General features: G+C 74.6%; 16 protein-coding genes. 12 read left to right on the forward strand and 4 right to left on the reverse strand.

Annotated elements, in window-relative coordinates; all coding sequences use genetic code 11:
• Positions 1 to 16 precede the first annotated feature (16 nt).
• Positions 17 to 961, forward strand: coding sequence for a hypothetical protein (locus LBW97_RS13580; protein WP_224499902.1), 945 nt, complete (start codon positions 17 to 19; stop codon positions 959 to 961).
• Positions 961 to 1,764 (forward strand): hypothetical protein, encoded by an 804-nt coding sequence (locus LBW97_RS13585; protein ID WP_224499903.1) that lies wholly within the window; start codon positions 961 to 963, stop codon positions 1,762 to 1,764. The genes LBW97_RS13580 and LBW97_RS13585 overlap by 1 nt, the downstream gene beginning before the upstream one ends.
• A 9-nt stretch (positions 1,765 to 1,773) precedes the next feature.
• Here LBW97_RS13585 and LBW97_RS13590 read toward each other — a convergent pair whose 3' ends face one another.
• Positions 1,774 to 2,340, reverse strand: a complete 567-nt coding sequence (locus LBW97_RS13590) for a type 1 glutamine amidotransferase domain-containing protein (RefSeq protein WP_224499904.1) — start codon at positions 2,338 to 2,340, stop codon at positions 1,774 to 1,776.
• A 157-nt stretch (positions 2,341 to 2,497) separates the two neighbouring features.
• Between LBW97_RS13590 and proC the strand changes: the two genes are divergently transcribed.
• The 5 genes from proC to LBW97_RS13615 all read left to right on the forward strand — a co-directional run bounded on the left by proC (position 2,498) and on the right by LBW97_RS13615 (position 6,330).
• Positions 2,498 to 3,316: a pyrroline-5-carboxylate reductase gene (gene proC / locus LBW97_RS13595; protein WP_224499905.1), complete on the forward strand. Its 819-nt coding sequence runs from the start codon at positions 2,498 to 2,500 to the stop codon at positions 3,314 to 3,316.
• Positions 3,317 to 3,739: 423 nt separating this feature from the next.
• Complete coding sequence (locus LBW97_RS20630) at positions 3,740 to 3,955, forward strand: helix-turn-helix domain-containing protein (protein WP_374490029.1); 216 nt, start codon at positions 3,740 to 3,742, stop codon at positions 3,953 to 3,955.
• A 258-nt stretch (positions 3,956 to 4,213) separates the two neighbouring features.
• Complete coding sequence (locus tag LBW97_RS13605; protein ID WP_012854759.1) at positions 4,214 to 4,312, forward strand: 30S ribosomal protein bS22; 99 nt, start codon at positions 4,214 to 4,216, stop codon at positions 4,310 to 4,312.
• A gap of 10 nt (positions 4,313 to 4,322) precedes the next feature.
• Positions 4,323 to 5,429, forward strand: a complete 1,107-nt coding sequence (locus LBW97_RS13610; RefSeq protein ID WP_224499907.1) for an NAD-dependent epimerase/dehydratase family protein — start codon at positions 4,323 to 4,325, stop codon at positions 5,427 to 5,429.
• Positions 5,422 to 6,330, forward strand: coding sequence for a lysophospholipid acyltransferase family protein (locus tag LBW97_RS13615; protein ID WP_224499908.1), 909 nt, complete (start codon positions 5,422 to 5,424; stop codon positions 6,328 to 6,330). Before LBW97_RS13610 ends, LBW97_RS13615 begins: the two co-directional genes overlap by 8 nt.
• A gap of 90 nt (positions 6,331 to 6,420) precedes the next feature.
• Here LBW97_RS13615 and LBW97_RS13620 read toward each other — a convergent pair whose 3' ends face one another.
• From LBW97_RS13620 to LBW97_RS13630, 3 genes are all read right to left on the reverse strand, one after another.
• Positions 6,421 to 7,335, reverse strand: coding sequence for an HAD family phosphatase (locus LBW97_RS13620; protein ID WP_224499909.1), 915 nt, complete (start codon positions 7,333 to 7,335; stop codon positions 6,421 to 6,423).
• Between the two features lie 84 nt (positions 7,336 to 7,419).
• Complete coding sequence (locus LBW97_RS20250) at positions 7,420 to 8,562, reverse strand: DUF5667 domain-containing protein (protein ID WP_308010472.1); 1,143 nt, start codon at positions 8,560 to 8,562, stop codon at positions 7,420 to 7,422.
• A 106-nt stretch (positions 8,563 to 8,668) separates the two neighbouring features.
• Positions 8,669 to 9,508: a sigma-70 family RNA polymerase sigma factor gene (locus LBW97_RS13630; RefSeq protein WP_224499910.1), complete on the reverse strand. Its 840-nt coding sequence runs from the start codon at positions 9,506 to 9,508 to the stop codon at positions 8,669 to 8,671.
• A 199-nt stretch (positions 9,509 to 9,707) separates the two neighbouring features.
• Here LBW97_RS13630 and LBW97_RS13635 point away from each other — a divergent pair, with 199 nt between their 5' ends.
• From LBW97_RS13635 to hemC, 5 genes are all read left to right on the forward strand, one after another.
• Positions 9,708 to 11,279, forward strand: a complete 1,572-nt coding sequence (locus LBW97_RS13635) for an AMP-binding protein (protein ID WP_224499911.1) — start codon at positions 9,708 to 9,710, stop codon at positions 11,277 to 11,279.
• Positions 11,272 to 11,514: a glutaredoxin family protein gene (locus LBW97_RS13640; RefSeq protein WP_224499912.1), complete on the forward strand. Its 243-nt coding sequence runs from the start codon at positions 11,272 to 11,274 to the stop codon at positions 11,512 to 11,514. Before LBW97_RS13635 ends, LBW97_RS13640 begins: the two co-directional genes overlap by 8 nt.
• A gap of 246 nt (positions 11,515 to 11,760) precedes the next feature.
• The gene (locus LBW97_RS13645; RefSeq protein WP_224499913.1) at positions 11,761 to 12,423 is read left to right on the forward strand and encodes a redox-sensing transcriptional repressor Rex; all 663 of its coding nucleotides are present in this window, start codon (positions 11,761 to 11,763) and stop codon (positions 12,421 to 12,423) included.
• A complete protein-coding gene (locus LBW97_RS13650) occupies positions 12,420 to 13,781 on the forward strand; it encodes a glutamyl-tRNA reductase (RefSeq protein WP_224499914.1) in 1,362 nt (453 codons plus the stop codon). The genes LBW97_RS13645 and LBW97_RS13650 overlap by 4 nt, the downstream gene beginning before the upstream one ends.
• Entirely contained in the window at positions 13,778 to 14,764 is a 987-nt protein-coding gene (hemC, locus tag LBW97_RS13655) for a hydroxymethylbilane synthase (RefSeq protein ID WP_224499915.1), read from the forward strand. Before LBW97_RS13650 ends, hemC begins: the two co-directional genes overlap by 4 nt.
• The last annotated feature ends 57 nt before the right edge of the window (positions 14,765 to 14,821 follow it).

Here is a 14,821-nt window from a genome sequence, read left to right on the forward strand (position 1 = left end):
CAGGCAGACTGTGGCCATGCGACTCGGTGTGCTGGACGTCGGTTCGAACACGGTGCACCTCCTCGTCGTGGACGCCCACCGCGGCGCGCACCCCACGCCCATGCACGACGCCAAGTCCGTGCTGCGGCTGGCCGAGCACGTCGGCCCGGACGATCTGCTGTCCAAGGCGGGGGAGAAGGCGCTGCTCACCGCGGTCGAGGAGGCCTGCGCGCAGGCGGAGGAGCAGGGCTGCGACGAGTTCATGGCGCTGGTGACCTCTGCCATCCGCGAGGCGGGCAACGGCCTCGAGGTGCTGGAGCGGGTCCGGGAGCGCACCGGCGTGGAGATGCAGGTGCTCAGCGGTGAGGACGAGGCGCGGCTGACCTTCCTCGCAGTCCGGCGCTGGTTCGGCTGGAGCGCCGGGCGGCTGCTGGTCCTCGACATCGGCGGCGGCTCCCTGGAGCTGGCGGCCGGGATCGACGAGGACCCCGAGGTGGCGCTCTCGCTGCCCCTGGGGGCGGGCCGGATGACCCGTCGCTTCCTCCCGTCCGCCCGGGAGGGTGGTCGGCCGGACCTCGCCGCGCTCGAGGAGCTCCGCGCCTACGCCGACGAGCTGCTGGCGCCCGCGGCGGAGAAGATCGCCGCTCTCGGCCGGCCGGACCTGGTCGTGGCCACGAGCAAGACGTTCCGCACCCTCGCCCGCCTCGCCGGAGCCGCCCCGTCGTCGGCCGGACTGCGCGCGTCGCGGCAGCTCACCGCCGTCGGACTCGGCCAGGTGGTCGGGTTCGTGTCCCGCATCGAGTCCGCCGCACTGGCCGAATTGCCGGGCGTCTCGCCGGACCGCGCGCACCAGGTTCCCGCTGGAGCTGTTGTCGCTGCCGCAACTCTGCGTGCGCTGGACGTACCGTGCGTGCGGATCGGTCCATGGGCGTTGCGCGAGGGTGTCATCCTCCGCAGGCTGGACTCGTTGGGAGGGGCGTGATGGCCGAACCGGACTGGAACCCGGACACAGGCGGGCGGTCTCTCGCCGAGATCCTGCGCGAGGCCGGTGTCGAGTCCGCGGCCCGGCAGCAGGCACGGCGGCGTCGTCTCGACGACGACGACACCGGCATCCGGCAGCGGCGGGCCAGCGACGCCGCGGCCGCCGAGCGCGCGGGGTTCAGCCGACGGCGCGAGGACGCCGAGCCGAAGCCGGCGCAGGCACGGCCGTCCCGCCCGGCACCCCATGTGACGGCCGGCCCGTCGACCGCCGCGATCCCCGGGCTGCGGCCCGACCGCAAGCCCGGCGTCCCGCAGCCGTCGGCCCCGGTACCGCCGCTGCGCCGCGCGGCGGAGGCCGCCGGCGCCCAGCGCACCGCGCCACGCACCGGGGGGCGGACCACCGAGCGCGAGGAGCGCCGGGGGAGCAGCCGGGCTCCGGCGCGCGAGAGTCACCCGCACACCGGCCCGATCCCGGTCGTCCGCGCCGACGACCTGCCCGACACCGACCTCGACGCCACGCCGCAGGAGAGCGCACTCGCCTGGCTGCGCTTCGGTGGCGAACTGCTGATCGCGCTGGCGGCCGGCGTCGGCATCTACTTCGCGGCGACCGTGCTGTGGGAGATGGTGCCGCGGCTGGCGATGTTCCTGGCGCCGCTCGCGGTCACCGGCCTCGTGGCCGGTGTCAACCTCTGGCGGAACCGTCAGGGCGCCGAGCCGGTCGGTGCCCGGTTGCTCGCGGTGCTGGTCTTCGCCGGCACCCTGCTCACCATCGCCCCGGCCGCCAACCTGCTCGGCGCCTCCTGACCTCTCGGGTCAGGCGTCGGTCGTCTCCTCCTCGCGCGCGCCGGCGAACTCCTCGACGATCGCCGCGCCGAACGCGTCCAGGTCGTCGGGGTTGCGGCTGGTGATCAGGTTGCCGTCCACGACGACCTCCTCGTCCACCCAGTTCGCGCCCGCGTTGCGCAGGTCGGTCTGCAGCGAGGGCCACGAGGTCATCCGGCGGCCACGGACGACGTCGGCCTCGATGAGCACCCAGGGCGCGTGGCAGATCGCGGCCACCGGCTTGCCGGCGTCGAAGAAGGCCTTGACGAAGGTGACCGCGTCGGCGTCGGCGCGCACGAAGTCCCCGTTGATGACGCCGCCGGGCAGGACCAGCGCCGCGTAGTCGTCGGGGTCGGCCGACCCGAGGTCGGTGTGCACCGTGCGCTTCTCGCCCTTGTCGATGTGCTCGTAGGCGGTGATCGTCCCGGTGCTGAACGAGATCAGCTCCGGTTCCGCGCCGGCCTCCTCCAGTGCCTGCCAGGGGTGGTCCAGCTCGACCTGCTCCACGCCGTCGGTGGCCAGCACGGCCACCCTCATCCCGCTCAGTTCTCCTGCCATGGGGGCGGCGCTACCCGGCCGCCCGAGTGCACACACCCGGGCGCACTACGGTTTCGGGAGCCAGGAACCGCCGCACGCCCGAGAGCTGGGAGCACGTCATGCCCTGGGGAGACCCCACCGCCGTCCGCACGCAGCCGCCCGTTCCCGGGGCCTCCCGGTGACCGCCCCTGGCCGGCGCGGGCTGGCGATCATCGGCGGCGGGAAGATGGGGGAGGCCCTGCTGTCCGGGCTGGTCCGCCGCGGCGGACCGGACGGGATCGTCGTCTGCGAGCGCAGCGAGGAGCGGGCGCGCGAGCTCGCCGATCGCTACGGCGTGGGCACCGTCGACCTCGCGGGGGCCGCGGGGCGTGCCCGGGTGCTGCTGCTCGCGGTCAAGCCGCAGGACATCGACGGGCTGCTCGGCCTGATCGCCGAGCACGTCGACACCGGGCACCTCGTGGTCTCCATCGCCGCGGGCGTGCCCACGGCGCGCATCGAGGCGGCGCTCCCCGAGGGCGTCCCGGTGGTGCGGGTCATGCCCAACACCCCGGCGCTGGTCGACGAGGGCATGAGCGTGCTCTCGCCGGGAGCGCACGCGGGGGAGGCGGACCTGGACGAGGCGGAGGCGCTGCTGGCGGCCGTGGGCCGGGTGCGCCGCGTGCCGGAGGCCCAGCAGGACGCCGCCACCGCGCTGTCGGGCAGTGGCCCGGCCTACTTCTTCTTCCTGGTCGAGGCCATGGTGGACGCCGGCATCCTGCTCGGGCTGCCGCGCGCGCTGGCCGCGGACCTGATCGTGCAGACCGCCCTGGGCGCGGCCGTGATGATGCGCGACTCCGGGGAGCACCCGGTGCAGCTGCGGGAGGCGGTCACCAGTCCCGGGGGGACGACGATCGCCGCGATCCGCGAGCTGGAGCGGCACGGGGTCCGTGCGGCACTGATCGCCGCCATCGAGGCCGCGCACGCCCGCTCGGTGGAGCTGGGAGTCGACAAGTCGTGACGTCGACTCGTCGACCGTCACCCAGCGGAGCGGGGCGAACACAGTAGCTCCTGTCCGGGCGAATTTCACGAACGCTGCGTGATCGGCTCTTCACCGTGTCGCTGGACGCGCCGGAACGCCTGTGTCGCGTGTTGCAGTCGTGTAGTTCTGCCGAGGACGGACCGGTCCGCCTGTTCGTTTCATCCATCGCTTCTGTCACGCCCGTCCCCTTACGCTCAGTACCAGCGCATGCGTGTTCAGTTGCCGGTGGGGAAGCCGGCGCCACGACGTGAGCTAGGTACCGGAGACGAAGACATGACCATGCCCCAGCGCCACGCTGCAGCCACCGTCGTCCGCCCGGGGATGCCCGTCCCGCGCCCGATGGGCCGCCCCATGCAGGCCTCCGCCGTCGCCCGCCCGGTGCCGGCCGCCCACCCCGCCGCGATGCCGATCGGCCGCCCCTCGGTGCCGGCCCCCCGCGCCGCCGTCACGTTCCTGACCGTTGCCGAGGTCGCCTCGATGATGCGGGTCTCCAAGATGACCGTGTACCGCCTCGTGCACGCCGGTGAGCTCTCCGCCGTCCGCGTCGGCCGCTCGTTCCGCGTGCCGGAGCGCGCCGTGCAGGACTACCTGCGCGACGCCTACACCGACATCGCCTGAGAGAAGGAAACGGCGACAACGACGTCGCCGGAATGCAGTGCTCTGCAGTGCTCTGCAGTGTCACGCCGAGTGGGCCCGGAGGGTCCGCGCAGGCGTGGCGAAACGGCTCCGAGCCCCTCGGGGGCGGCACCTGGCCGCGGTGTCGCCCGGAGGGCGACAGTGTCGTAGCGCGGCCTCGGGTACGCTCGGTCGCCGAGCGACGCCGGAGACATCCGGCGGTCGCGCTCAGCTGTTCACTGTCGACGTCGGGAGCACCACGTGGGTTCGGTCATCAAGAAGCGGCGCAAGCGGATGGCGAAGAAGAAGCACCGCAAGCTGCTGAAGAAGACGCGCGTTCAGCGTCGCAACAAGAAGTGAGCTGACGCTCGTGCCGCCCGCGGTCGTCCTCGTCACCGGTGTGAGCCGGTGGCTGGGTGGTGCGCTGGCGGCCGAGCTCGCAGCAGACCCGGCGATCGAGCGGGTCATCGGTGTGGACACCGTCCCGCCGTCCCCGGCGATGCTCCGCCGGCTGGGTCGCACCGAGTTCGTGCGGGCCGACATCCGCAACCCGCTGATCGGCAAGGTCATCGCGGCGGCGTCGGTCGACACCGTGGTGCACATGAACATCAGCTCCACGCCCGCCGGCTCCGGTGGGCGGGTGCCGATGAAGGAACTCAACGTCATCGGCACGATGCAGCTGCTCGCGGCTTGCCAGCGCGCGCCGTCGGTGCGCCGGTTCGTCCTGAAGTCCACGAGCGCGGTCTACGGCGCCTCGTCGCGGGATCCCGCCGTCTTCACCGAGTCGATGCAGGCCCGCCAGGTGCCCTCGGGCGGTTTCGCCAAGGACAGCGTCGACATCGAGGGCTACGTCCGCTCGTTCGGCCGCCGCCGTCCCGACGTCGACGTCGCGGTCCTGCGGTTCACCAACTTCATCGGTCCGCGGATCGACTCGCTGCTCACCGGATTCCTCCGGATGCCGCTGGTGCCGACCGCGCTCGGCTACGACGCGCGCGTCCAGCTGCTGCACGAGGACGACGCGCTCGCCGTGCTCACCCGCGCCACCACCGGGCCCTTCGCCGGCACGGTCAACGTCGGTGGCGAGGGGACCCTGCTGCTCTCGCAGGCCATCCGGCGCCTGGGCCGCGTCGAGGTACCGCTGCCGTCGCCGAGCCTGGGATCGATCGGCCGGCTCTCCCGTCGCTTCGGGTTCGTGGACTACTCCCCGGAGCAGATGCGCTTCCTGAACTTCGGCCGGGTCGTGGACACCACGAGGCTCCGCACCGAGTTCGGCTACACGCCGCGGTACTCGACGGCCGCCGCACTCGCCGACTACGCGCGTACCGTCCCACCGGTGATCGACCCGAAGACGGTCCGTTCGGTGTCCGGCGGCCTCACCTCGCTGCTGCACCGGGCGGGCGACACCGCTGCCGCTGTGGAGCGACGACTGCGTCCGGCCCCGCCGCTGCCGGGGCTGCGGGCGGTGCGCGATGCCTGAGGCCCGCGTGATCCCGCTGCGTCCGGACGACGACGAGCCCTTCGTCCCGCTGCCGGCGCCGCCCGCCTGGGACGACCAGGTCGCCGGCGGGCTGGACTTCCTGGAGCGCCGGCTCACCGGGGAGTACGAGACCGACGAGTTCGGCTTCGACCCCGACCTGGCCGACCACGTGCTGCTGCCGATCCTGCGGCCGCTCTTCCAGAAGTGGTTCCGGGTGGAGACCTTCGGCCTGGAGAACGTGCCGGCCGACAGCGGGGCGCTGGTCGTGGCCAACCACTCGGGCACGATCCCGATCGACGCGCTGATGACCACGGTCGCCCTGCACGACGAGCACCCGGCCTCCCGCCGGTTCCGTCTCCTCGGCGCCGACCTGGTCTTCGACATCCCGCTGGTGGGTGCTATGGCCCGCAAGCTGGGCGCCACCCTCGCCTGCAACGAGGACGCCGAGCGGCTGCTCACCGAGGGCGAGCTGGTCGGGGTCTTCCCCGAGGGCTTCAAGGGCATCGGCAAGCCGTTCCGCGACCGCTACACCCTCCAGCGCTTCGGGCGCGGTGGCTTCGTCTCGGCGGCGCTGCGCACCGGCGCGCCGATCATCCCGTGCGCCATCGTCGGCGCCGAGGAGATCTACCCGATGATCGGGAACGCGAAGACCGCGGCCCGGCTGCTGGGGGTGCCGTACTTCCCGATCACGCCGACGTTCCCGCTCCTCGGTCCGCTCGGGCTGGTGCCGCTGCCCTCGAAGTGGCTGATCGCCTTCGGCGAGCCGATCGAGACGGCGTCCTACGGGCCGGCGGCGGCCGAGGACCCGATGCTGGTCTTCAACCTGACCGACCAGGTGCGCGAGACGATCCAGCACTCGCTGTACCAGCTGCTGCTCCGCCGCAGGTCCGTCTTCAGTTAAAGGACCCTCGTCCCCCCACGCCTCGCTCCGCTCGGCGCGGGCCTCTGACGAGGGCCGTTCCATCCCGTCACCGGGGGCCGTTCCAGCGCTTCACCAGGGGAGCTTGTCGCGCCTCCGCAGGGCGATGGCGCCGCCGACCAGGCCTCCGGAGAGCGCGGCGGCAGCCACGGTGGGCACGCCGATCTTCGCGGCCTTGCGTCCGGTGCGGAAGTCACGGATCGTCCAGCCGCGCGCCTTCGCGGCGGCCCGGAGCTCGGTGTCGGGGTTGACCGCGACGGCGGTGCCGCAGAGCGACAGCATCGGCAGGTCGTTGGACGAGTCGCTGTAGGCCGTGCAGCGGGAGAGGTCCAGCCCCTCGCGCTCGGCGAGGGCGAGCACCGCCTCGGCCTTGGCGGGGCCGTGCATCATCTCGCCGACGAGCCGGCCGGTGTAGCGGCCGTCGACGACCTCGGAGACGGTGCCGAGGGCACCGGTGAGCCCGAGTCGCTGGGCGATGATCGAGGCCAGCTCGACCGGCGTGGCGGTCACCAGCCAGACCCGCTGGCCGGCGTCGAGGTGCTTCTGCGCCAGGATCCGCGTGCCCGACCAGATGCGGTCGGCCATGAGCTCGTCGTAGATCTCCTCGCCGGCCTGCGTGATCTCGGCGACCTCGCGGCCGGCGACGAAGGCCAGCGCGTTCTCCCGGATGGAGAGCATGTCGTCGGGGCTGCCCTCAGTGCCGCCGACGCGGAACTTCAGCTGCTGCCAGATGAAGCCGGCCATGTCGCGGGTGGAGAAGTACTTGCGGGCGGCCAGTCCACGGGCGAACCAGAAGAGCGAGGCGCCCATCATCATCGTGTTGTCGACGTCGAAGAACGCGGCACCCGTGAGGTCGGGCTCCCGCACGGGCGGCGCGGCCACCTCTGCGGCCGCCGCGGACGCGGCTCCGGCGACGTGCGCGCGGGTGTCCTCGTCGGCCTCGACGACCGGTCGTCCTCCGCGGCCTCGCACCGTCCATCGCGGCACAACGACCTCCTGCACTCGTCTGGCGGCGTCCGATCCCGACTCCTGCGACCCTAGCCGTACCGCCGGGTCACAACAGGAGCGGAGTCAGCAGTTCCCGATGGTCGCCAGGGGCGGCAGGCAGATCCGGATGGGGCCGGGCAGCGGAACGGCGACGGCCGGAGGTGGCGTGGGCCGGCCGGTCGCACCGTTCGGAGCCCCGGGAAGGGGCAGCTCCGGCACCGGCAGCGGGCCGCCGGGCGGCGGCGTCACGGTGGTGGGCAGCCCGCCCGGGCCCGGAGCGGGGACCGCGCCGGTCGGTCCGGCCTCGGTGCCGGGAGCTCCCGGCACGGGCGCCGGCGGGACCGGTGCGGTCGGGACGGCGGACGGAGCGGACGGTCCGGTCGCGACAGGGGGCGGTGCGGGGAGCTCGTCGGTGCCGGCCGGCGGCTCCTCGGCGGCGCAGAGACCGGGCACCGGGCCCAGGTCGTCCTCACCGACCGTGACCGGGCCCTCGGGGCAGCGCAGCGCGGTCGACAGCCCCGCGGTGCGCGTGGTCAGCGCGCGGAGCAGGTCCACCGACTCGGCCAGGGCGGGGGCGGCGTCCGCGGGCACGTCCGGGCCGACGCTGGTGAGGCCGGAGGACTGCTGCTCGGCCCAGTCGCCGAGGTGACCGAGGACGACGGCATCGCGGGCCGAGACCGCGCGGGAGGTGAGCAGCGCGGCGCCCTCGGTGGTCTGCCGGTCCATGGTGCGCAGGGTCTGCTCCACCAGTTCCGCGTCACCGGTCACCGTGCGCAGCTCGTCCAGGCGGGTGCTGGCCAATTCGAGCAGCGTCTGGCCGCGGCTCTCGCCGGCGAGCGCCAGCTGGGTCTGCTCCGTGCCGCGCTTGAGGTCGTAGAGGGCGTCGCCCGGCTGCGCACCGGCGGCGACGGCCACCAGCGCGGCCAGTCCGGTGACGCCGACGGCGGCGCCGGCGAGCCCGGCGGTCAGCCGTCCGCGCCAGCGCGACGGCGGCCGGTCGTCCGCCCGAGCGGCGAGCAGGCGCGAGACGAGGGGACGGGGCGCGGGCTCCGGAGTGCGGACGGCGGCCATCGCGACCAGCCGTGCCCGGGCGCGGGCCCGGTACTGCGGGTCGGGCCCGTCGTCGAGCCCGGCGGAGAGCGCCTGCAGGCGCGCGACGACCGCGGCCTCGCGGTCGTCCGCGGAGACCGGGCCGGAGGCCGACGTGCCGTCGTCGTGCCGGATCACCTGCGGCCTCCTGTCCTGTCCGTCCGGGTCCCGCCACCACTGGCGGACCGCTCCAGGAGGACAACGACCGGCGGGGCTCCGCGGTTACGCCGGAGCCCGACGTAATTCACCGCAGGCCCTCGGGCAGCAGCCCCGCCAGCCGCCGGACCGCCCGGTGCTGGAGCGCCTTGATGGCGCCGTCCTTCTTCCCCATGATCTCGGCAGTCTCGGACACGGACAGACCGTGCAGGAAGCGCAGCACGATGCACTCCTGCTGCTCGCTCCCCAGCTGTTGCACGCACGCCAGCAGTTGCTGGTTCGTGAGGTACTGCAGGACGGCGTCCTCGGGTCCGTCGGTGACCCGGTCGGCGTCCCGCATGTCGGCGGTGCTCACCTCGAGGCGGAACCGGCTGCTCTTCACCTGGTCGCGGATGATGTTGCGCGCGATCGTGACCAGCCAGGCGCCGACGTCGCGGCCCTGGAACGACAGCGAGTCGATGCGGCGCAGCGCCCGCACGAACGTCTCGCTCGTGACGTCCTCGGCCGTCGCCCGGTCCCCGACCCGGTGGTAGGCGTACCGGTGGACGAGGGTCACGTAGTGGTCGTAGAGCCGGCCGAACGCCTCGGCGTCGCCGGCCTGGGCGGCCCGGACCCAGCCCCAGACGTCGGCGGTGGCCGCCTCGGCCTCCACCGCGGCGATCTCGTCCGCGACCTCCGCCGGCAGCTCGGAGGTCGCCGGCACCTCCACCGGCACGCCGTCGGACGTCTCGGGGAGCTCGGCGTCGACGGCCGGCGCGGCGGTCTCGGAGAGCTCCGCGTCGTCGGCCGTCACCGGAACGCCGTCGGGCTCGTTGACTGGGTGCTCGTCGGCCAGGACCTCCGCACTCGGGCGCGGAAAGGGCGTCGGGCGGGGCCGCCGCGGCGCGGGGAGACCGGCCGACCGCTCGGCGTCCAGGGGATGGGGCATGCGGGCGTTCGACCTCCTCGTCGGCCCGCCGTGCCTGGACCGTCTCGTCGCCCCGAACGCCCCGGGAGGGCGTGCGTGGGCTGCGGCGCAAGCCCCATGGTGACAACATCGCCCGTGCTCGTCCACGCCAGGCTTGCCGGACGCCCCTCTCGAGCGTCCGCCGGTGCCCGGTAGCCGCTCCCCGACGACAGGAGAACCCGTGTCCGACGCAGGCATCTCGCTGGCCGCCCTGGTCCGCGCCGCCGCGCTCCGCGACCCCGGCGCCCCGGCCGTGGTGGCCGGGGACGAGCGGCTGACCTGGGGCGAGCTGGACGCCGCCGCCGACCGCGTCGCCGCCGGGTACGCAGCGCGGGGCCTGACCGCCGGAGCCCGGGTCGCCGTCCAGCTGCCCAACGGGCTGCCCTGGCTGCGCGCGGTGCTCGGCGCACTGCGCGCCGGGCTCACCGTCGTCCCGGTGAACACCGCCTACACCGATCCGGAGCTGGAGCACGTGCTCACCGACTCCGGGGCGCAGCTGCTGGTCACCTCCGCCGCCCGGGACTCGCTGGCGGGCGTCCAGGTGTGCCCGGGGCCGCCGGAGGGCGAGGGCCCCGCCGACCCGGTCGCGGACGACCCCTCGGCGCTGGCCTTCCTCTGCTACACGAGCGGAACGACCGGCCGCCCGCGCGGAGCGATGCTCACCGCGGGCGCGCTGCGCGCCAACCAGGAGCAGTGCCTGGCGATGAGCCCGCCTCCGGTGCGCAGCGACGACCGCGTGCTGCTGGTGCTGCCGCTGTTCCACGTCTACGGGCTCAACGCCGGCTTCGGGCTGGTCGCCGCCACCGGCGCCTGCGCGGTCCTCGAGGAGACCTTCGATCCCCAGGCGTCCCTGGCGCTGATGGCCGGTGAGCAGATCACCGCGGTCCCCGGAGCGCCGCCGATGTACCAGGCCTGGCTCGCCGTGGCCGACGCCACGGGCAGCGACGCCGACCTGCGTCGCGCCTTCGCCGCGGTCCGGGTCGCCTCCGCGGGCGCCGCGCCGCTGCCCGAGGACGTCTGGCGGGCCATGCGCGACCGTGCCGCGGTGACCGTCTGGGAGGGCTACGGGCTCACCGAGGCCGCGCCGGTCGTGGCGAGCACCCTGGCCACCGGACGCGCCAAGCCGGCCTGCATCGGCGGAGCGGTCCCGGGACTGGAGCTCGTGCTGCGCGACACGGCCTCGATCGGCGCGGTCACCGTCGACCTCCCCGACGAGGAGAGCGGAACCGGCGAGGACGACGGCGGCGACTCCGACGAGGGGCCGGGCGAGATCTGGGTGCGCGGCCCGAACCTGTTCTCCGGCTACTGGCCCGACGGCGTCGACGGCCCGGACGCCGACGGATGGCTCGGGACCGGCGACCTCGCCTACCGCGACGCCGACGGCGACCTGCACCTGGTCGACCGGCGCAGCGACCTGATCCTGGTGAGCGGCTTCAACGTCTACCCGGCCGAGGTGGAGCGGGTGCTCGACCAGCACCCCGCCCTCGTGGAGAGCGCCGTGATCGGGGTGCCCGATCCCCGGACGGGTGCGGCCGTGCGCGCGGTCGTCGTCCTCGTGCCCGGGCAGACGCTCACCGTGGAGGAGCTGCAGACCTTCGCGGGGCAGTCGCTGGCCCGCTACAAGGTGCCGACGTCGGTGCACTTCCTGTCCTCGCTGCCGCACTCGCTCACCGGCAAGGTCAGCCGGGCCCGGCTGCGCGAGCTGGGACTGACCGGCGCGGACGTGGACGACGCGGTGCCGGCCGGTGGCTGAGCCGCGGCTGCAGCTCCTCGGCCGGGCGGGCTGCCACCTCTGCCTGACCGCGGCCGAGCAGCTGGCCCCGATCGCCGCCGCCGCGGGGCTGGCGGTGCACGACGTCGACGTGGACACCGATCCGGAGCTGCAGGCCGAGTACGGCGACCGGGTGCCGGTGCTGCTGCTCGACGGCCGCGAGCACGCGTACTTCACCCTCGACGTCCCCCGCCTCCGGAGGGACCTGGGTCTGTAGCGGGCCCTGCAGGGGGTCCGTTCCCCCCGTCCGGGTGGCCGCTGACCTGCGGTTACGGTGGTCTCCACCACAACCGTCCGCATTCGGCCTGGTCAGGCGGCCGTCGCCCCCTCGGCGACTTTGTTCCTGCGTTCACAAGCGGCTACCGTGGCGGACGCGAGCGCAGCTGCTGCTCGCGTCCCGATGTCGTAGACCCGCACCCGGCGCCCGCCGGGGGTTCCGGGTGCGACCGCTGTGGAGAGCCCCGTGATCCAGCCACGGCCCCGGACGATCCCGGAGGCCACCGTCGCTCGTCTCGCCGTGTACCTGCGGGTGCTGAGCGGTCTCGCCGACGGTGGCCGGACCACGGTCTCATCCGGTGAACTCGCCTCCGCAGCCGGTGTCAACCCGGCCGGGCTGCGCAAGGACCTCTCGCACCTCGGCTCGTGCGGCGTCCGCGGGGTCGGCTACGAGGTCAGCGCGCTCCGCGAGCGGATCGCCCACGTGCTCGGCGCCGAGCAGTCGCGCGCCTGCGTGCTCGTCGGCATCGGCAACCTGGGCACCGCGCTGGCCGACTACGCGGGCTTCGGCAGTCGGGGATTCCGCTTCGTCGGCCTCTTCGACGCCTCCCCGGCCCAGGTGGGCCGGGAGATCGGCGGCCTGACGGTGCAGCCCATCAGCGAGCTGGAGTCCACCGTGACGGCGACCGACGCGGCCATCGGCGTCATCGCGACACCGGCCGACGTCGCCCAGTCGGTCTGCGACCGGCTGGCCGCGGCCGGGGTGAGGAGCATCTTGAACTTCGCCCCCGTGACCCTCACGCCTCCTCCGGGCGTCGACGTGCGCCCGGTCGACCTCTCCGTGGAGCTGCAGGTGCTGGCCTTCCTCGGCCAGCAGCGCACCGCCCGCGCGGCGGAGGTGACCGCGTGAGCCTGCTCGCGGTGGGCGTCAGCCACCAGACCGCTCCGGTCGCGCTGCTCGAGCAGTTCGCGATCGGCCCCGACGAGCGGGTGAAGTTCCTGCACGAGCTCGTCGGCAGCGACCACGTCAGCGAGGCCCTCGTGCTGGCCACGTGCAACCGCATCGAGGTGTTCGCCGAGGTCGACCGCTTCCACGGCGGCGTCACCGACGTCGGCCGGGTGCTCGCCCGCCAGGCGGGCGCCTCGGTGGAGGAGCTCTCCCCGTACGTGACCGTCCACTACGAGGACCAGGCCGTCGAGCACCTCTTCACGGTGGCCGCGGGCCTGGACTCGATGGTCGTCGGCGAGACCCAGGTGCTCGGTCAGCTGCGCGCCGCCTACGCCCTGGCCCGCGACGAGGGCACGGTCGGCCGCGAACTGCACCCGGTGGCCCAGCGGGCGCTGCGCGTGGGCAAGCGCGTGCACTCCGAGACCGGCATCGACAAGGCCGGCGCCTCACTGGTGTCGGTCGCCCTCGACCGCGCCGAGGACCGGATCGGCAGCCTCGTCGGGCGCCCGGTGCTCGTCGTCGGCGCCGGCTCGATGGGTGCGCTGGCCGCCACCACGCTGGCCCGCCGCGGCGCCGACGTCGTCGTCAGCAGCCGGACCGAGGCCTCCGCCGCCCGGCTCGCCGAGACCATCGGTGGCCGCGCGGCCCCGCTGGACCGGATGGCCGAGGAGCTGGCCGCCGCCGACGTGCTGCTCACCTGCACCGGCGCCACCGGGCTCGTCGTCGGCACCGACCTGGTGGCCACCGCGATGTCGTCCAGGAGCGGGATCGGTCGCGAGGACCGCCCGCTGGTCGTCGTGGACCTGGCACTGCCCCGGGACGTCGACCCCGCCGTGGCCGCGCTGCCCGGCGTGCACGTGGTCGACCTCGCGCTGCTGCAGGGCGAGCGGGGCGTCGACGGCGACGGTCCCGTGGCGCTCGACGACATCAACAGCGCCCGCGCCATGATCGAGGCCGAGACCGCGCTGCTGCGGGCCGAGCGCCGTGCAGCGGAGGTCGCCCCGACCGTCTCCGCGCTGCGCTCGCAGGCCGCCGAGGTGGTCGACGCGGAGCTGCTGCGCCTGGCCGGCCGGCTGCCCGACCTCGACGCCCGCGCCCGGTCCGAGATCACCCGGACCGTCCGCCGGGTGGTCGACAAGCTGCTGCACGAGCCGACCGTGCGGGTGAAGGAACTGGCCGCCACCCCCGGCGGCACCGACTACGCGGGCGCGCTGCGGGCGCTGTTCGGCCTGGGCATCGACGCCGACGTGACGCCGGGCGCCGGACGCCTGGCCGACGCCGTGACCGCCGACCCCGAGCGGCCCGGTGACGCGGCATGACCGCCACCGAGCTGCAGGGAGTGCCGTCCGCGAGCGCGGTCCGCGGTGTGCCGTTGCGGCTGGGCACGCGCGCCAGCCAGCTCGCCCGGACCCAGTCGCAGACCGTCGCCGACGCCATCACCGCGGCCACCGGTGTGCCGGTGGAGCTGGTCCTGATCAGCACCGAGGGCGACCGCTCCTCGGCCGCGATCGCCCAGCTCGGCGGCACCGGCGTCTTCGTCGCCGCGATCCGGCATGCCCTGCTGTCCGGCGAGGTGGATCTCGCCGTGCACAGCTACAAGGACCTGCCCACGGCGCCCGAGCCGGGGCTGATCCTCGCCGCGGTGCCCGCCCGCGAGGACCCGCGCGACGCGCTGGTGGCCCGGGACGGGCTCACGCTCGGCGAGCTGCCGGCCGGATCCCGCATCGGCACCGGCGCCCCGCGCCGGGTCGCCCAGCTGCGGGCGCTCGGACTGGGACTGGAGATCGTGCCGATCCGCGGCAACGTCGACACCAGGCTCGGCCGCGTCTCCGGCGCCGGCGACGGCCCGGGCGACCTCGACGCCGTCGTCCTGGCCCGCGCCGGGCTCAGCCGGATCGGCCGCCTCGCGCAGATCACCGAGACCCTCGACCCCCTCCAGGTGCTGCCCGCCCCCGCGCAGGGTGCGCTCGCCGTGGAGTGCCGGACCAGCGACGCCCGCACGCGGGAGCTGCTCGGCCGGCTCGAGGACGCCACGACGCGTGCCTGCGTCGTGGCCGAGCGCGCCACCCTGGCCGCGCTCGAGGCCGGCTGCAGCGCGCCGGTGGCCGCCTACGCCGAGGTCGCCGAGGGGGAGCAGGGCCTCGAGCTCTTCCTCCGTGCCTCGGTGACCGCGATCGACGGCAGCGACGGCGTCCGCGGCTCGCTGACCGGCCCGCTGGCCGACGCCGCCGCACTCGGCCGCGCGCTGGCCGCAGACCTGCTCGACCGCGGCGCGACCGAGCTCATGGCGGTGAGCGGATGACCGCCGCCGCAGCGCTCGGCCCCGTGCCGCCCACCCAGACCCCCGCAACGGCCCGCA

Source organism: Blastococcus sp. LR1, from assembly GCF_020166105.1.
Taxonomy (GTDB): Bacteria; Actinomycetota; Actinomycetes; order Mycobacteriales; family Geodermatophilaceae; genus Blastococcus.